Below are 18,018 nucleotides of genomic sequence, written 5' to 3'. Positions count from 1 at the left end.
TTGGGTAACGGCTGCTATGGGTTCCGCCCTTACGGCGGCTCACTTTTGAAAAGCGCAAAAGTAAGCAAAACGCTCTTGCCCCAACACTCGGCACCTCGCTCACGCTCGGTGTGCCCGTAATCCGCCAGGTATTTGGGGGGCCGCCGCCACGCGCCATCCATGGCGCGGGGCGGCTAAACCGGCATCCCTGCCGGTTTACCCCCCAAGTCCCTGTCGAATTCCGGCCAGCGTGTTTGACGGGGCGCCTAGGATCAAAAGCGAGATCAAGATCAAGAGCGACTCGCTTCGCATCGTAGGTACGTTTTTTTGCACTCTGGAGCTGGCAAGCCAGCTTCTACATTTTGAACGGCGGCGTATCCCGGATCGTTCGCTTGCCCCTAGAATGCGGCTTCCACTTCCTCAGGCATTCGGGGCACTCATGCACATCTCTTCCGGCCGCTGGGTCTATGGTTTTCTCCTGACCCTGCTGACCGCGTTTCTGTGGGGCATTCTGCCGATCAAACTCAAGCAGGTCCTGCAGGTGATGGACCCGATCACCGTCACCTGGTTTCGACTGACCGTGGCCGGCGGTTGCCTGTTCGTCTACCTGGCGCTCACCAGGCGCTTGCCCAGCCGCAAGGTACTCGGCCCCAAGGGTGGCTGGCTGGTGGGGATGGCGGTGTGTGGTTTGGTGGGCAACTATGTGTTGTACCTGGTGGGCCTGAAAATGCTCAGCCCCGGCACCGCGCAGTTGGTGGTGCAGATGGGGCCGATCTTCTTGATGATCGCCAGTGTGTTCGTGTTCAAGGAGCGCTTCAGCCTGGGGCAGGGCGTGGGCCTGGTGGTATTGATCATCGGGTTTGGCCTGTTCTTCAACCAGCGCCTGGAAGAAATGCTCACCTCGCTCGGTGCCTACACCGCCGGCGTGCTGACCATCCTGCTCGCCACTACCATTTGGGTGTTCTACGCCCTGGGCCAGAAGCAATTGCTGACGGTGTGGAATTCGCTGCAAGTGATGATGGTGATCTACCTGTGCTGCGCCGCGCTGCTGACACCCTGGGCGCATCCCTTGGAGGCATTGGACCTGAGCCCGCTGCAAGGCTGGCTGTTGCTGGCGTGTTGCATGAATACGCTGGTGGCCTACGGCGCCTTTGCCGAAGCGCTCGCCCACTGGGAAGCCTCGCGGGTCAGTGCGACTTTGGCGCTGACGCCTCTGGTGACGTTCGTGGCGGTGGCCTTGGCGGCGTGGCTGTGGCCGGAATACGTGCAGGCCGAAGAGATCAACGCCCTGGGGTATACCGGGGCGTTGGTGGTGGTGCTGGGCTCGGCGACTGTTGCACTGGCGCCATCATTGCTCGCCGGGCTCAAGGCCCGGCGGTTGCGCATGGCGTCCTAGGCGCCGAGCATGTCTTCGGGGCGCACCCACTGGTCGAATTCCGCATCGGTGAGGTAGCCCAGGTCCAGCGCGGCCTCCCGTAGCGTCAGCCCTTCGGCATAGGCCTTCTTGGCGATCTCTGCGGACTTGTCGTAGCCGATGTGCGGGTTGAGCGCTGTGACCAGCATCAGCCCACGCTCCAGGTGTTCGGCCATCTGCACGGCATCCGGTTCAAGACCGGCCACGCAGTGCTCCTGGAAGTTGTTGCAGCCGTCGGCCAGCAGGCGGATGGACTCCAGCAGGTTATGGATGATCACTGGCTTGTACACATTCAACTGCAAGTGCCCCTGGCTGGCGGCAATGCCGATGGTCACGTCATTGCCCAGGACCTGACAGGCCAGCATCGACAGCGCTTCACATTGGGTAGGGTTGACCTTGCCCGGCATGATCGAGCTGCCCGGTTCGTTGGCCGGCAACTTCACCTCGGCCAGGCCGGTGCGCGGGCCCGAGCCCAGCAGGCGCAAGTCGTTGGCGATTTTCATCAAGGCCACGGCCAGGGTCTTCAGTGCGCCGTGCAGGGTCACCAGCGGCTCGTGGCCCGAGAGGGCGGCGAATTTGTTCGGCGCAGTGACGAACGGCAAGCCCGACAGTGCGGCCAGCTCGGAGGCAATCGCCTCGCCAAAACCGTGGGGCGCATTGAGCCCGGTGCCGACGGCGGTGCCGCCCTGGGCCAGTTCGCACACGGCGGGAAGGGCCGCGCGAACGGCGCGTTCAGCGTAATCAAGTTGGGCGATAAAGGCCGAGAGTTCCTGGCCAAAGGTGATCGGCGTGGCGTCCATCATGTGGGTGCGCCCGGTTTTCACCAGCTTCATATGCTTGGCAGCCTGCTCGGCGAGCCCGCCGGACAGGGTCGCGATCGCAGGGAGCAGTTGTTGATGCACCGCTTGTACGGCGGCGATGCTCATGGCCGTAGGGAAGCAGTCGTTGGAACTCTGGGAACGGTTGACGTGGTCGTTGGGGTGCACCGGGCTCTTGCCGCCGCGCTTGTTGCCCGCCAGTTCATTGGCGCGCCCGGCGATCACCTCGTTGGCGTTCATGTTGCTCTGGGTGCCGCTGCCGGTCTGCCAGACCACCAGGGGGAACTGGTCGTCGTGCTGGCCCGCCAGTACTTCGTCGGCGGCCTGTTCGATCAGGCGGGCGATATCGGCGGGCAGGTCGCCATTACGGTCGTTGACCCGTGCCGCCGCCTTCTTGACCAAGGCCAGGGCGTGCAATACCGCCAGGGGCATGCGCTGTTCGCCAATGGCGAAGTTCACCAGCGAACGTTGGGTCTGGGCGCCCCAGTAAGCGTCATCCGGGACGTGGACTTCTCCCAGGCTGTCGGTTTCGATACGGCTCATCGGGCACACTCCTTCAGGTTCGTTTGCGCAGTTTAGGCTGTGATGGGCCCTGGGGGTTCCCCTAAAAGACTTTTCATCGGATTGAGCGCCGCAAATCCAGGCGCGACAAGGGGTGGGGTTGAGCCATGGCGTTTTTTAGGCGCAGAATGGGCGCCCTTGGGGTCTTACCTCGCCTGCTAGAAAAGGAAACTCGATGACTCGTCTTCGTGCCATCTGTACCGCGGTTGCTCTGGTTTGCGCCAGCGGCCAAGTCTTTGCCGATACCGCCAGCCATAACGCCAGTGCCGAAGCCTTCCTTACCCTGGCTCATGCCGACAAGCTGGGTACCCCGGTGTACATGCAAGTGCAGCAAATGTTCGCCCAGCGTTTCGAGCAGACCAAGGCGCCTGCCGCCAAGCAGTCCGTACTGGACAGCTACCAGGCCAAGGCCAACGCCGCCCTGGACCAGGCCATTGGCTGGCCAAAGCTGAAGCCTGACATGGTAAAGCTCTACACCACCAACTTCAGCGAATCCGAGCTCAAGGACCTGGTTGCCTTCTACCAGTCGCCACTGGGCAAGAAAGTCCTGGAAAAAATGCCGCAGCTGACCCAGCAATCGGCCCAGATGACCCAGGCCAAGCTGGAAAGCGCCGTACCGGTAGTGAACAAGCTCTTGGAAGACATGACCAACGAGCTGACGCCAAAAGCCGCCGCACCGGCCAAGAAGAAGTAAGCAGGAATGACCATGCAACAGCGTATCGAAACGGCGCTTGCCGCCTTGGGCACCGACCACTTGAGCGTGCTGGATGAAAGCCATATGCACAGCCGTGGGTTGCAGACCCACTTCAAGGCCGTGCTGGTCAGCCCGCAGTTCGAGGGGCTCAACCGCGTTAAGCGCCACCAGAAGGTCTACGCCACCCTGGGTGACCTGATGAGCGAGTTTCATGCGCTGGCGCTGCATACCTACACGCCTGAGGAATGGGCGAAAATCGACGCAGCCCCGGCTTCGCCGACCTGCGCCGGAGGGCACTGACAGCAGCTGCAAGCTTCAAGTTTCAAGCTGCAAGATTGAAGCGCGCTTGCCTCTGCGTTTTTGTTAGAATCCCACGCGCCGCCTAGTCGGCGCGTTTTTTTTGCTTTCGCTTTTACTTGCAGCTTGCAGCTTAAAACTCGCAACTGCCCAAATCCGGTTCACCCCTTACGAGGGTAGCCACCTGGAGAGAACACCCATGACTCAACCGATTGTCGTGGCGGCACTGTATAAGTTCGTCACCCTCGAAGATTACGTCGCCCTGCGTGAGCCATTGCTGCAGGCGATGGTCGACAACGGCATCAAAGGCACCTTGCTGATTGCCGAAGAAGGCATCAACGGCACCGTTTCCGGCAGCCGCGAAGGCATTGATGGCCTGATGGCCTGGCTGAAGAACGACCCACGCATGGTCGACATCGACCACAAAGAATCCTACTGCGACGACCAGCCGTTCTACCGCACCAAGGTCAAGCTCAAGAAAGAGATCGTGACCCTGGGTGTCGAAGGCGTCGACCCGAACAAAAAGGTTGGCACCTATGTCGACCCGCAGGACTGGAACGCGCTGATCAGCGACCCGGAAGTGCTGTTGATCGACACCCGTAACGACTACGAAGTGTCCATCGGCACCTTTGAAGGCGCGATCGACCCGAAAACCACCAGTTTTCGCGAATTTCCCGACTACATCAAAGCCAACTTCGACCCGGCCAAGCACAAGAAAGTCGCCATGTTCTGCACCGGCGGCATTCGTTGCGAGAAAGCCTCGAGCTACATGCTCAGCGAAGGTTTCGACGAGGTCTACCACCTCAAGGGCGGCATCCTGAAGTACCTCGAAGAGGTGCCCCAGGAAGACACCAAGTGGCAGGGCGACTGCTTTGTTTTCGATAATCGCGTGACCGTGCGCCACGACCTGAGCGAAGGCGACTACGATCAATGTCATGCCTGCCGCACACCGGTGAGCGTCGAAGACCGCGCCTCCGAGCACTACGTGGCTGGCATCAGTTGCCCGCATTGCTGGGATAAGCTGCCGGAGAAGACCCGTCGCAGCGCGATTGACCGCCAGAAGCAGATCGAGCTGGCCAAGGCCCGCAACATGCCGCACCCGATTGGCTTCAACTATAAGCAAACTCCTTCCGAGGCCTGAGCCATGTCTGCGCGCCTGCTCTATGTAATGGACCCGATGTGTTCCTGGTGCTGGGGCTTTGCCCCGGTGGCCGAAGCGTTGGTGGAGCAGGCCCAGGCGGCCGGCGTGGAGTTGCACCTGGTGGTGGGTGGCTTGCGCACCGGCAGCGGCGCGGCGCTGGAGCCGACGACCCGGCGCTATATCCTGGAGCACTGGCAGGCGGTCACCGACGCCACAGGCCAGCCGTTCAAGCGTGAAGGTGCGTTGCCCGAGGGGTTTGTCTACGACACTGAGCCTGCGTGCCGTGCCATCGTCACTGCCCGCAGCCTGGCGCCGGATTGTGCCTGGAAGCTGCTGGGGCTGATCCAGCGCGCGTTTTATGTCGAGGGCCGCGACGTGACCCTCGCCAGCGTGCTGGTGGAGCTGGCCGAGCAGGCGGGCATCCCGCGTATCGAGTTTGCCGGCGCCTTCGACCGCGCCGAGCAACACGCGGCCACCGCTGCCGATTTCACCTGGGTACAAGACTTGGGCATCGCCGGTTTCCCGACGTTGCTGGCCGAGCGTAATGGCCAATTGGCCTTGTTGACCAATGGGTATCAGCCGCTGTCCGAGCTGTCGCCGTTGTTGGGTCGATGGCTGGAGCGAGCAACCTGTGCATGATCAGCCCGACAAAGAACCCGGTAAACGCATCGACCGCCTGACCTGGGCGGAAATTCGCCGCCTGGCCCTGCGCCACAAGAAATCCCTGTGGATCGCCAATGGCGTTGCGGTACTGGCGACCCTGTGCAGCGTGCCCATCCCGCTGCTCTTGCCGTTGCTGGTGGACGAAGTACTGCTGGGCCATGGCGATGCCGCCCTCAAGGTGATGAACCACGCGCTGCCCCTGGGCTGGCAGAAGGCAGCCGGCTATATCGGCTTGATGCTGCTGGTGACCTTGTGCCTGCGCTGCGGCGCCCTGGTGTTCAACGTGGTGCAGGCACGGCTGTTTGCGCGGCTGGCCAAGGACATCGTGTATCGCATCCGCGTGCGGCTGATCGAACGGCTCAAGCGTATATCCCTGGGCGAATATGAAAGCCTGGGCAGTGGCACTGTCACCACGCACCTCGTCACCGACCTGGATACCCTGGATAAATTCGTCGGCGAAACCCTCAGCCGCTTCCTCGTGGCCATGCTCACCCTGGTGGGCACCTCGGCCATTCTGGTCTGGATGCATTGGCAACTGGCGTTGCTGATCCTGCTGTTCAACCCACTGGTGATCTACGCCACGGTGCAGTTGGGCAAGCGCGTCAAACACTTGAAAAAACTGGAAAACGACAGCACCTCGCGTTTTACCCAGGCGCTGACCGAAACCCTGGACGCGATCCAGGAAGTGCGCGCCGGCAACCGCCAGGGCTTTTTCCTCGGGCGCCTGGGCCAGCGTGCCCAGGAGGTGCGCGACTACGCGATCCACTCGCAGTGGAAAACCGACGCCTCCAGCCGTGCCAGCGGGCTGCTGTTCCAGTTCGGCATCGACATCTTCCGCGCGGCGGCGATGCTGACGGTGTTGTTTTCCGACCTGTCCATCGGCCAGATGCTCGCCGTGTTCAGCTACCTGTGGTTCATGATTGGTCCGGTGGAGCAATTGCTCAACCTGCAATATGCCTACTACGCAGCGGGCGGGGCGCTGACGCGGATTAATGAGCTGCTGGCGCGCGCCGATGAGCCGCAATACGCCGGTGGCCAAGACCCCTTCACCGGGCGTGAGACCGTCGGCATCGAAGTGCGCGGCCTCAATTTCGGCTATGGCGAAGAGCTGGTGCTCGACCAGTTGAACCTGGCCATTGCGCCCGGTGAAAAGGTGGCGATTGTCGGCGCCAGCGGCGGGGGCAAAAGCACCCTGGTGCAACTGTTGCTCGGGCTCTACACGCCCCAGGCCGGCACGATCCGTTTTGGCGGTGCAACCCAGCAGGAAATCGGCCTCGAGACAATTCGCGAGCACGTCGCCGTGGTGCTGCAGCACCCTGCGCTGTTCAACGACACCGTGCGTGCCAACCTGACCATGGGCCGTGAGCGCGGTGACCAGGCCTGCTGGCAGGCACTGGAAATCGCCCAGCTGGATGCTACTGTCAGGGCTTTGCCCATGGGCCTGGACAGTGTGGTCGGGCGTTCGGGCGTGCGGTTTTCCGGCGGGCAGCGTCAGCGCCTGGCGATTGCGCGCATGGTGTTGGCCGAACCGAAGGTGGTGATACTCGACGAAGCCACCTCCGCCCTGGACGCCGCCACCGAGTACAACCTGCACCAGGCGCTGGCGCGATTCCTCAGTGGGCGTACTACACTGATTATTGCCCACCGCCTGTCGGCGGTTAAGCAGGCCGATCGAGTATTAGTGTTCGACGGCGGTCACATTGCAGAGGACGGTGACCATCAGCAACTGATTGCTGACGGTGGGCTGTACGCCAAACTCTACGGACACTTACAACAAGTGCGTTGATTTAGCCTAGGCTGAGCTATCGGAAGCGGATTTTCGCGTGCGTATCCAGCAGTGCATGTGCAAGGGACTTCATGAAGCAAAAGCGGACTCTCGGAACGCCAAGGCTGTTGGGCATTGTCTGGCCCTTTATCGCCGTCGTACTGTTCCAGGCATTGTTAGGCTGCGTCAGTCTTTATGTGCTCTCGGCGGTGCGTGGTTACGTGGCTGGCGAAAGCCTGTGGTCCAAGGGCCAGAAGGACGCCATCTACTATCTGACCCTCTACGCCGACAACCGCGACGAAGCCACTTACCTCAAATACCAGCAGGCCATCGCCGTGCCCCAGGGCGGGCATGAGCTGCGCATCGCCCTGGACCGCTCCACCCCCGACCTGAGCGCTGCACGCCTGGGGATTCTCAAGGGCGGCAACCACCCGGATGACGTCTCCAGCCTGATCTGGTTGTACCTCAACTTTCGCCATTTCAGCTATCTGGAAAAAGCCATCGAGCTATGGACCGTGGGCGATGGCTACCTGGTGCAACTCGATGACCTGGCGCGGGAGATGCACGGTGCAATCACCCGTGACCAGGTCAGTGCCAACGATGTGCGGCAATGGAAGGCGCACATCATCGCCATCAACGAAGGTGTGACGCCAGCGGCCAAGGCCTTCAGCGATGCCTTGGGCGAAGGCTCGCGGATGATCCTGCGGCTGCTGTTGATCACTAACCTGGCGACGGCCCTGGGCCTGATCGTGCTGGCGTTGTTGCGTACCCATAAGCTGCTGACCCAGCGCCACGCGTTTGCCGACGCACTGCAGCAAGAGAAGGAGCGGGCGCAGATCACCCTGGAGTCAATTGGCGACGGGGTGATCACCACCGACGTCGACGGCGCCATCACCTATATGAACCCGGCAGCCGAGGCGCTGACCCACTGGAATTCGGCCCAGGCCCAGGGGCTGCCGCTGGCGGCGCTGTTCAAGTTGCTGGATGACAATGCCCAGCCTGACGGCTTTACCTTGATCGAGCATATCGTCAAGGGCCAGCTCAGCGGGGGCAGCGAACACTCCAAAACCATCCAGCGCCTGGATGGCAGCACGGTGTCGGTGACCCTGGTGGGCGCGCCGATCCGCAGTGCCGGCAAAATCACGGGGGCGGTGCTGGTGTTGCATGACATGACCCAGGAGCGTCAATACATCGCCAACCTGTCCTGGCAGGCGACCCACGACGCCCTGACCGGCCTGGCCAACCGCCGCGAGTTCGAGTTCCGCCTGGAGCAGGTGCTGCATCCTTCCACTCAGCAAAACGGCGGGCGCCATGCCTTGATGTTCCTCGACCTGGACCAGTTCAAGCTGGTCAACGACACCTGTGGCCATGCGGCGGGTGACGAGTTGCTGCGGCATATCTGCGCGCTGCTGCAGTCGGACCTGCGCGAGGGCGACACCCTGGCGCGCCTGGGCGGCGATGAGTTCGGGATCCTGCTGGAGAACTGCCCGCCGGCGGTGGCGGAAAAAATCGCCGAGAGCCTGCGCCATACTGTGCAAAGCCTGCACTTCGTCTGGAAGGGCCGGCCATTCATGACCACCGTCAGCATCGGCCTGGTGCACCTCGGGAACACCCCGACCACCCTGGAAACCTCACTGCGCGCCGCCGACATGGCGTGCTACATGGCCAAGGAAAAAGGCCGCAACCGTGTGCAGGTGTACCACGCCGACGATTCTGAACTGTCGCTGCGCTTTGGCGAAATGGCCTGGGTGCAGCGCTTGCACATGGCGCTGGAAGAGAACCGGTTCTGCCTGTACGCCCAGGAGATCTCACCGCTGGGCCACACCGACGGCGGCGATGGGCATATCGAGATTCTGCTGCGCCTGCATGACGAGGCCGGGCGGATGATCCTGCCCGACAGCTTCATCCCGGCCGCCGAGCGTTACGGGTTGATGACATCCCTGGACCGTTGGGTGGTGGAGAACGTGTTCAGGATCATCGCCCGTTGCATACTGGAGCGTCCGGAGCGCCCCATGGCTATGTGTGCGATCAATCTGTCAGGCATCACCATTGGCGATGATGACTTCCTTGGGTTTTTGCGTGAGAAGTTTCATACATACAATATTCCGCCGGGAATGATTTGTTTTGAAATTACTGAAACCAGTGCGATTGCAAACTTGGGCAGTGCGATCCGCTTTATTAATGAACTCAAAGCCTTAGGGTGTCATTTCTCCCTGGATGACTTCTGTGCCGGAATGTCCTCATTCGCCTATCTCAAACATTTACCTGTAGACTTCCTGAAGATCGATGGAAGTTTCGTAAAGGATATGCTGGACGACCCGATTAACCGCGCGATGGTCGAAGTGATCAACCACATCGGCCATGTCATGGGTAAGCGCACAATTGCAGAGTTTGTTGAGACACCGCAAATCGAACAGGCGTTACTCGAGATTGGTGTGGATTACGCTCAGGGCTACCTGATTGAACGACCGCAATTGTTTACCTTTGATAGCTTGCAGTGTCGACCTGTGCGGCCGCAGCCTCTGTTATTCAAGGCGCCCGGCACATTCCGCTGAAACATTTGCTGGTCTGTACAATCACACTTAAAAAGGAGCCTTAACAGTGATCGACACATTCATCAGAACCGGCCCGCTTATGGAAGCCTCGAGTTACCCCGCCTGGGCTCAAAAACTGATCCTGGACTGTAGCGAGAGCAAGCGCCGCGTTGTCGAACACGAACTGTACCAGCGCATGCGCGATAACGCGCTCAGCGCCAAGACCATGCGTCACTACCTGATCGGTGGCTGGCCAGTGGTGGAACAGTTTGCCTTGTACATGGCACAGAACCTCACCAAGACCAAATTCGCCCGCCATCCTGGGGAGGACATGGCGCGCCGCTGGCTGATGCGCAATATTCGCGTGGAACTCAACCACGCCGACTATTGGGTGCATTGGGCCCGTGCCCACGGTGTGAGCCTGGAGGAGTTGCAGGCTCAGAACGTGCCGCCGGAGTTGCATGCGCTGAGCCACTGGTGCTGGCACACCAGCTCCGCCGATTCGCTGATCGTGGCCATTGCCGCGACCAACTACGCGATCGAGGGGGCGACGGGGGAGTGGTCTGCGGTGGTGTGCTCCACCGGTGTCTACGCGGCCGCCTTCCCCGAGGAAGAGCGCAAGCGTGCAATGAAATGGCTGAAGATGCACGCGCAGTACGACGACGCCCATCCGTGGGAAGCACTGGAGATCATCTGCACCCTGGCCGGGATGAACCCAAGCAAGGAATTGCAGGTAGAGCTGCGCCAGGCCGTGTGCAAGAGCTACGACTACATGTACCTGTTCCTGGAAAGCTGCATGCGCCTGGAGAAAGAAAAATCCCCAGCCGTTCTGCGTGAACGCCAGGCGCGGGTCGCCAGCGAAGCCTGACGTCATTCAATGGCGGGGGTTACCCCGCCATTGCCAGGCGGTTGCGGCCTTCGCGCTTGGCCACGTACAACGCACTGTCGGCCCGGCGCAGCAGGCTTTCGCCAGACTCGGCGGCCAGTAGGGTCGAGCAACCCAGGCTGACCGTCAATTCGATCCGTGTCCCGTCCGCCCAGTATTCCTGGTTCTGTGCCGCCTGGCGCAGGCGTTCACCGACCATCGCCGCCGCGTCACGGCCGGTGTTGGACAGCAGGATCAGAAACTCTTCCCCGCCAAACCGAAACACCATGTCCACGTTCCGCAACTGGCCCTTGATCGCCCCGGCGACGGCGCGCAGTACGTTATCGCCAGCGGCATGACCGTGGGTGTCGTTGATGGTCTTGAAGTGGTCGATGTCCAGCATCAGCAACGACAGCGGGTTCAGGTGCCGACGCGCCATGTCGATTTCCCGTTGCAGGGTCTGGTCCATGGCGATGCGGTTGCCGGTCTCGGTCAGCGGGTCGCGCAGCGCGCTGCGGGTGGCGGCGCGATAAAGCAAGGCGTTGCGCATCGGGTAGAGCAGGGTGGACAGCAGGGATTCGAGCTGGCCGAGTTCTTCTTCCACCAGACGCTGGTTGCGCCGAAAGATCAGCTCGCCGAGGTGCTCGCCCTCATGGCTCAGGCAGTAGCTCACCGAATGGTGGCCGCGATGGCCGAACTCCAGGCGCAAGTCGCTGGCTTGATGGCGGTACTGCAGGGCGTCCAGCGGTACCAGGCGTTGGATCTCGCGGAAGAACACGCCGAGGATGCGCTCCGGTTCCAGGCTGGTCTGCAATTGCTGGCTCAGCTGCTGGCGAAGTTGCGCAAGGGTCGTGGGGCGGCGTGGAAGGAGGGATGGTTGACCAAATCCCAGGCGTTGCAATTTGGCGGTGTCAAAGTCAATTGCGTTGGTCTGGGTAGGTGTTTTCATAAGCGATCGGCCTCAAAGCACATAGCTGTCTTACAGGCTCGATGAGAGTGGCGAGTGCCAAGCGTCTTACTGTTCCTTCAGTTCCGTAAAACATAGGTAACAGTTTAGACCGCTTTGCCAAGGGTTATAACCCCTGGGTACTGCCGCACGTCTTGTCATCGCTTAACCTGCTTGGGTGAGGTTAGAGCGAGATTCATGCCAAATAGGTTCAATCTAATTAAATGGCTTATAAATCAAGCGACTGTTTTTATCGCTAAAAACAGTCGCCGAATGATGACGCCAGTTATTTGGCAACTGAAGGCAGGGCTTACTGTTTTTGCGGATCAAACTGCTTATCGCGAATAAACAACGCGGGGATCACACCGCAGATAAAATACGCGCCGCCCATCACCAGGAAGCCCATGCCGATCGAGCCATGGGACGCCAGGAAACCGATGGCCGCCGGTGCCACTGCCGCACCAATGCGCCCGATGTTATAGGCGCCGCCCACTGCAGAGCCGCGAAACTTCGCTTCGAAGCTTTCGGTCATGTACGTGGCATTGACGCCATAGGGAATCCCGTACAGGAAGCCGAACACCACCAGCATCCACAAGATGTTTTCGGGGCTTTGGAACAATACGATTACTGGAAGGAAGACTGCCGTGCCCAGGGCGCCAAATGCAAACACGGCGCGACGTCCCAGGCGATCCGCCGCCAGCCCCGCGAGGATCTTGCCAAAGATCATCGCCGCATAGGTGCCGACCATGTAGCTGGTCATTGACTTGAAGTTCATCCCCAACTCGCCTTCCAGGTAGGACGGCATCCAATTGTTCACGCCGTAGTAGCCGAACTGCAGGAAGCCTGCGGTAAGGGCCCAGAGCAGAAACATGCGGCTGGCCTTCGGGTCGCTGAAGATCAATTTGAACATGCCGTCGGGCTTTTTCTTCAGGGCCTGCTGGCTACCAGTGGCTTTCTCCCGTGCTCGCTCGGCCCGTGCGGTCAGCCAGGCCTGGGGCTCGGGGACCAGGCGTTGCATCAGCACGGCGAGGATCACCGGGATGATTGCCACGTAGAAAAGCCAGCGCCAGCCGTGCTCGGGAAGGATCCAGCCGGCCAGCAGGGTGGCGACGATGTAACCCACCGACCAACCCGCCTGCAGGGTGCCGAGCACGGTGGTGCGGTAGCGGGTCGGCACGTATTCCGCCATCAGCGTATTGCACGCCACATACAGCGCGCCCAGGCCGAGGGAGGCGAAAAACCGCGTACTCGCGAACTGCCAATAGCTGTGGGTCATGCCCAGGATCGCCGTGCCCACGGAGAACAGCACGATGCTCCACACCACGGTCTTCACCCGGCCAAAGCGGTCGCAGGCCCAGCCACCGTAGATGCCGCCGATGGCCATGCCGGCCAGGGTGAAACTGCCGAGGCTGCCGGCCTCGACGCTGGTCAGGCCGAATTCGACCTTGAGGCTGCTGAGGCTGTAGGACAGCAGCATCAGGTCTGCGCCATCGATCAACAGGCCAAGGAAGCAGAAGATAAAAACGATGATCCACAGTTTGCTTTGTGCAGGCGACAACGCGCCCGCCGATGCGGCGACTTCCATAACGATACCTTGCTTGTAGTTGTTAGGGCATTGGGTATGGTGGTGCGGTGAGGCTTAGCGTTGCGCCGCGCGAATCATGTTGCGGGCAATCACCAGTTGCTGGATCTGCGTCGTGCCTTCGTACAGTCGGAACAGGCGCACATCCCGGTAGAAACGTTCGATGGCGTACTCGCTGATATAGCCGGCACCGCCATGGATCTGCACGCAACGGTCTGCGACGCGGCCGCACATCTCGGTGGCGAACATCTTCGAGCACGAGGCTTCGGTGCCGATGTCCCGGCCTTCGTCGCGCTGGCGGGCAGCGTCGAGCACCATGCAGCGCGCGGCGTAGATTTCAGCCTTGCTGTCGGCGAGCATGGCCTGGATCAGTTGGAACTCGGCAATCGGTTGGCCGAACTGCTTGCGTTCGATCGCATAGTTCAGCGCGTCGCTCAACATGCGTTCGGCTGCGCCCACGCTGACGGCGGCGATGTGCAAGCGGCCTTTGTCGAGGACCTTCATGGCGGTCTTGAAGCCCACGCCTTCCACGCCACCGATCAACTGGCTGGCGGGCACACGCACGTTGTCGAAAATCACGTCACTGGTGTGGGCGCCTTGCTGGCCCATCTTGTGGTCGCGCTTGCCCAACGACAGGCCGGGCGTTTCACGTTCGACGATAAAAGCGCTGATCCCACCCGAACCCTTGATGCCAGGATTGGTGCGCGCCATTACCGTAAAGATCCCGGCGTGTGGGGCGTTGGTGATGAAGCGCTTGGTGCCGTTAATGATGTAGTCATCGCCATCGCGCACCGCCGTGGTTTTCAGCGAGGCGGCGTCGGAGCCGGAGTCCGGTTCGGTGAGGCAGAACGAGCTGAGCAGCTCGCCGCTGGCCAGCAACGGCAGGTAGTGTTCTTTCTGCGCATCGGTGCCGTCGAGCAGGATGCCGATGGAGCCGATGCCATTGTTGGTGCCGAAGTAGGAGCGGAAGGCCGGGGAGGTGCGGCCCAGTTCAAAGGCAATAGTCACCTCTTCTTCCATGGTCAGGCCCAGGCCGCCGTAGGCTTCGGGAATGGTCAGGCCGAACAGGCCCATGTCCTGGAACTGGCTGACGATATCCGCCGGGATCTCATCGGTCTCGGCGACTTCGTTTTCCCGTGGGATCAGCGCTTCGTCGACGAACTGCGCAATGGCGTCCACCAGGATATGAAGCGTTTGTGCGTCTCGGATCATGTGCATTCCTCAGCGGCCCGTTCGGCGGGCCTGTTATCGTCGATCTGCCGAGGCCATGCACCTGTCCAGCTAGCGGGTGGCGGCCTCGATATTGTTCACCATGTGCTTGAGGCGTGGGCCGATGTCGTCTTCGAGTTTCTCCCGGGAGAGGTGGAAACTCGGTCCGCCACAGTTGAACGCCAGCAAGCCGTGTTGTGCGTGTCGCAGCGGTACGGCGATGGCGTTGACATCGCGGTGCCACTCACCGATCGACATGCAGTAGCCGAAATCGGTGTAGTCCCGGAAGGCGCGTTCCAGCCCCTTGCGGATCGTCGGCCAGTCCTCCAGATGACGCTGGCGGATGTGGTCGAGAATGAAATCCCGCTCGTTTTCCGGCATCGCTGCCAGGCAGGCGCGGCCTGCTGAACTCAAGTGCAACGGCAACCGCGTACCCACCTGGCGGCGCATGGTCATGTTCGCTTCGCCCTGGACCACGTCCAGGTACACCGCGTCGAGGCGGTCCCGGGTGGCCATCGCGACGGCAGCCTGGGCGTACCTGGCCATGGTCTCCATCAACGGATGCGCCACGGCCCGGATCGACAGGTTCGACAGCATCGCGTAACCGAACGCCATCACGCCCACCTCCAACTGGTACCGGCCCGACTGCGGCAGGTGCTTGAGGTAACCCAGGCGCGTCAGCGTGTGGGTCATGCGGGTGATCGTCGGCTTTGGCAGCCCGGTCTTGCGCGCCAGTTCCTGGTTGCCCAGCACGCTCTCGCTCGGCGTGAAACAGCGCAGCAGTTCCAGGCCACGGGCCAGGGCGGTGACGAACTGGCGGTCCTTGTCTTCCTCCTCATCGTTGTTCATCGGGTCAATCAACAAATGCTCGAAGGCGTTGTTGCCTGTAGGGACGTTTCCTGCAGGGGCTCCGGGGGTGTCCGAGTCCGCGTTTCGACGGCGCATGTTAATCCTCATATTTTTATAAAATCAACAAAACAAAATAGTATTCCGCACAGCGAAACTACGCAACTTTTTAATCTGTGATAGTTAACGTTGATAAAAGCCTTTAAAACAGCAAGTTATCGATCGTTTTAGTCAGGCTTAGGGTTTTTACGTTTACACGTGCGGGGTCGATACTTATGATTATCGATAAATACGGAATGTTATTTCGCACAGCGAAACTAATAACAATTCCACTAACAAGAACGTTGTAGCAGGAGTGAATGTGACCAGCGCTAACCCACCCGTAGTGACCCTCGACGTCCAGGACAATGGCGTGGCCGTGGTCCTTATCCTTCGGCCCGAGGTCAAGAACGCCCTCAATGCCCAGGTGCGTGAAGCCCTTGCCGAGCATTTCCGTGCGCTGTCCCGGCGCCAGGATGTACGCGCCATTGTGCTGACCGGTGGCGAACAGTTTTTCGTCGCCGGGGCGGATATCAAGGAGTTCGCCGCAGCGGGCGCGATTGATATGTACCGCCGCCATACCGAATACCTGTGGGAAGCCATCAGCCGTTGCCCCAAGCCGGTGATCGCTGCCGTCAACGGTTTTGCCCTGGGCGGTGGCTGCGAGCTGGCGATGCATTGTGACCTGATCGTGGCTGGCGAATCGGCGCGCTTTGCCCAGCCCGAGGTCAAGCTGGGCTTGATGCCGGGCGCGGGCGGCACCCAGCGCCTGGTGCGTGCGGTGGGTAAGTTCCAGGCGATGCGCATTGCGCTCACCGGCTGCATGGTCAGTGCGAAGGAAGCCCTGGCGATGGGCATGCTCAGCGAAATGGTCAGCGACGACCAGACACTGCCGCGCGCACTGGAACTGGCCGCGCAGATCGCCGCGCTGCCGCCACTGGCGGTGCAGCAGATCAAGGAAGTGATGCTGGCCGGTGCCGACCTACCGCTGGAAAGCGCCTTGGTGCTGGAACGCAAGGCGTTCCAATTGCTGTTCGATTCCAAGGACCAGAAGGAGGGCGCCGCGGCGTTCTTCGAGAAACGCACGCCGCAATACCGAGGGGAATAAGCATGACCGACACCCTGAATACGATGGGGCTGGTGGGCACCGGTGTCATGGGCGCAGGCATTGCGCAAATCGCCGCTCAAGCCGGTGTGGCGGTGCGCCTGTTCGATGCCCGTGACGGCGCTGCGCAAGCGGCGCGGGACCACCTCGACAGCACGTTTGCGACGTTGGTAAGCAAGGGCAAGATCAGCCAGGCGGCGATGGACGCGGCGTTGGCCAACTTGCAGGTGGTCGGCCTCATCGACGAGCTGGAGGGCTGCGACCTGGTGGTGGAAGCCATCGTCGAAAACCTCGACGCCAAGCGCGGGCTGCTGCAACAGCTTGAAGGTATCGTGAGCCCGAACTGCATCCTGGCGACCAACACCTCGTCACTCTCGGTCACGGCCATCGCCACCGGTTGCCAGCGCCCTGAGCGCGTGGCCGGGCTGCATTTCTTCAACCCGGTGCCGCTGATGCGTGTGGTGGAGGTGATCGACGGCCTGGCCACCGCGCCGGCGGTCGGTGACGCGCTGCTGGCGCTGGTGGCGCGGATCGGCCATCGCGGTGTGCGCGCCAAGGACACCCCGGGGTTCATCGTCAACCACGCCGGCCGTGCCTATGGCACCGAGGCCCTGAAAATGTTGGATGAAGGCATCGCCGAGCGCGGCGATATCGACCGCATCCTGCGCGACGGCGCCGGGTTCCGCATGGGGCCGCTGCAGCTTCTGGATCTCACCGGCCTGGACGTGTCGCACCCGGTGATGGAGTCGATCTACAACCAGTTCTATCAGGAGCCACGCTACAGACCGTCGCCCCTGACCCGGCAGATGCTGGTGGGCGGCCGCCTCGGGCGCAAGACCGGCCATGGCTTCTATCACTATGAGAACGGCCAGCTCATCAACGGCCCGCAACCCCAGCCGGTGCCCCGTGTGCAACAGCAGCCACCGGTATGGATCGCCACCGAGAACAGTGAAGACTACGAGCGCTTGAGTGCCCTGGTGATCAACTTGGGCGCCCACGTGGAGCACGCCGCGCAACCCTCGCCCGACGCGTTGTGCCTGCTGGCCCCGTATGGCCTCGATGCCACCAGCGCCTGCGTGCGTTTCGATACCGACCCTGCACGGACCCTGTGCGTCGACCTGCTGACGGACCTGTCACGCCATCGCACACTGATGCAAAACCCGCTGACATCCACGGCCATGCGCGACGCGGCACACGCCTTGCTGGCGGCGGATGGCGTGGGCGTCACGGTGATCGGTGACAGCGTTGGCTTCGTGGCGCAGCGCACCTTGGCGATGGTGGTCAACCTGGCGTGTGACATCGCCCAGCAACGCATTGCCAGCGTCGAGGATATCGACCAGGCGGTGCAGCTCGGCCTGGGCTACCCCAATGGTCCGCTGGCGTGGGGCGATGCCCTTGGGCCACGGCGGCTGCTGACGATTTTGCAGCGCATGAGCGAACTCACCCACGACCCGCGTTACCGCCCCAGCCCTTGGTTGCGGCGGCGGGCGATGCTGGGGATTTCCCTGCGCCATGAAGAGCCGACACTCGGCTGATTTCCCAACCTCACAGGATAAGAAC

Annotated in this window: 15 protein-coding genes; 10 read left to right on the top strand and 5 right to left on the bottom strand. The window is 61.4% G+C overall.

Going from position 1 to position 18,018, the window contains the following annotated elements:
* The first annotated feature begins 418 nt into the window (after positions 1–418).
* Entirely contained in the window at positions 419–1,375 is a 957-nt protein-coding gene (locus KUA23_RS21110; RefSeq protein WP_078049533.1) for a DMT family transporter, read from the top strand.
* Here the strand turns inward: KUA23_RS21110 and KUA23_RS21105 are convergent.
* Positions 1,372–2,754, bottom strand: a complete 1,383-nt coding sequence (locus KUA23_RS21105; RefSeq protein ID WP_100490098.1) for a class II fumarate hydratase — start codon at positions 2,752–2,754, stop codon at positions 1,372–1,374. The genes KUA23_RS21110 and KUA23_RS21105 overlap by 4 nt on opposite strands.
* 193 nt (positions 2,755–2,947) lie before the next feature.
* On the opposite strand from KUA23_RS21105, the gene KUA23_RS21100 reads away from it, so the two are divergent.
* The 7 genes from KUA23_RS21100 (at position 2,948) to KUA23_RS21070 (ending at position 10,734) form a co-directional block, all read left to right on the top strand.
* A complete protein-coding gene (locus KUA23_RS21100; RefSeq protein ID WP_003236690.1) occupies positions 2,948–3,466 on the top strand; it encodes a DUF2059 domain-containing protein in 519 nt (172 codons plus the stop codon).
* Positions 3,467–3,472: 6 nt separating this feature from the next.
* A complete protein-coding gene (locus KUA23_RS21095; RefSeq protein ID WP_069077894.1) occupies positions 3,473–3,766 on the top strand; it encodes a BolA family protein in 294 nt (97 codons plus the stop codon).
* Between the two features lie 196 nt (positions 3,767–3,962).
* The gene (gene trhO / locus KUA23_RS21090) at positions 3,963–4,904 is read left to right on the top strand and encodes an oxygen-dependent tRNA uridine(34) hydroxylase TrhO (RefSeq protein WP_078049531.1); all 942 of its coding nucleotides are present in this window, start codon (positions 3,963–3,965) and stop codon (positions 4,902–4,904) included.
* A 36-nt stretch (positions 4,905–4,940) separates the two neighbouring features.
* Positions 4,941–5,543, top strand: coding sequence for a DsbA family protein (locus tag KUA23_RS21085; protein ID WP_178076789.1), 603 nt, complete (start codon positions 4,941–4,943; stop codon positions 5,541–5,543).
* Positions 5,536–7,353, top strand: a complete 1,818-nt coding sequence (locus KUA23_RS21080) for an ABC transporter ATP-binding protein (RefSeq protein ID WP_252992799.1) — start codon at positions 5,536–5,538, stop codon at positions 7,351–7,353. The genes KUA23_RS21085 and KUA23_RS21080 overlap by 8 nt, the downstream gene beginning before the upstream one ends.
* 71 nt (positions 7,354–7,424) lie before the next feature.
* On the top strand, positions 7,425–9,887 hold the full coding sequence (locus KUA23_RS21075) for an EAL domain-containing protein (RefSeq protein ID WP_252992798.1): 2,463 nt from the start codon (positions 7,425–7,427) through the stop codon (positions 9,885–9,887).
* A gap of 79 nt (positions 9,888–9,966) precedes the next feature.
* Complete coding sequence (locus tag KUA23_RS21070; protein ID WP_428847468.1) at positions 9,967–10,734, top strand: iron-containing redox enzyme family protein; 768 nt, start codon at positions 9,967–9,969, stop codon at positions 10,732–10,734.
* Between the two features lie 19 nt (positions 10,735–10,753).
* Here the strand turns inward: KUA23_RS21070 and KUA23_RS21065 are convergent, their stop codons facing one another.
* The 4 genes from KUA23_RS21065 to KUA23_RS21050 all read right to left on the bottom strand — a co-directional run bounded on the left by KUA23_RS21065 (position 10,754) and on the right by KUA23_RS21050 (position 15,317).
* The gene (locus KUA23_RS21065) at positions 10,754–11,680 is read right to left on the bottom strand and encodes a GGDEF domain-containing protein (RefSeq protein ID WP_078049526.1); all 927 of its coding nucleotides are present in this window, start codon (positions 11,678–11,680) and stop codon (positions 10,754–10,756) included.
* 307 nt (positions 11,681–11,987) lie between these two features.
* Positions 11,988–13,262: an MFS transporter gene (locus KUA23_RS21060; protein WP_252992796.1), complete on the bottom strand. Its 1,275-nt coding sequence runs from the start codon at positions 13,260–13,262 to the stop codon at positions 11,988–11,990.
* Positions 13,263–13,316: 54 nt separating this feature from the next.
* Positions 13,317–14,471: an acyl-CoA dehydrogenase family protein gene (locus KUA23_RS21055; protein ID WP_078049524.1), complete on the bottom strand. Its 1,155-nt coding sequence runs from the start codon at positions 14,469–14,471 to the stop codon at positions 13,317–13,319.
* A gap of 69 nt (positions 14,472–14,540) precedes the next feature.
* The gene (locus KUA23_RS21050) at positions 14,541–15,317 is read right to left on the bottom strand and encodes an IclR family transcriptional regulator (RefSeq protein WP_252994303.1); all 777 of its coding nucleotides are present in this window, start codon (positions 15,315–15,317) and stop codon (positions 14,541–14,543) included.
* A gap of 358 nt (positions 15,318–15,675) precedes the next feature.
* Here KUA23_RS21050 and KUA23_RS21045 point away from each other — a divergent pair, with 358 nt between their 5' ends.
* Entirely contained in the window at positions 15,676–16,461 is a 786-nt protein-coding gene (locus KUA23_RS21045; RefSeq protein WP_252992795.1) for an enoyl-CoA hydratase, read from the top strand.
* Between the two features lie 2 nt (positions 16,462–16,463).
* Positions 16,464–17,993, top strand: coding sequence for a 3-hydroxyacyl-CoA dehydrogenase (locus KUA23_RS21040; RefSeq protein WP_252992794.1), 1,530 nt, complete (start codon positions 16,464–16,466; stop codon positions 17,991–17,993).
* Positions 17,994–18,018: the final 25 nt, after the last annotated feature.

Origin of the sequence: Pseudomonas pergaminensis (assembly GCF_024112395.2) — a bacterium.
GTDB classification, from domain to species: Bacteria; Pseudomonadota; Gammaproteobacteria; order Pseudomonadales; family Pseudomonadaceae; genus Aquipseudomonas; species Aquipseudomonas pergaminensis.
The sequence above is the reverse complement of the archived record's forward strand: the minus strand, read 5'-3'. Positions and strand labels throughout refer to the sequence as shown.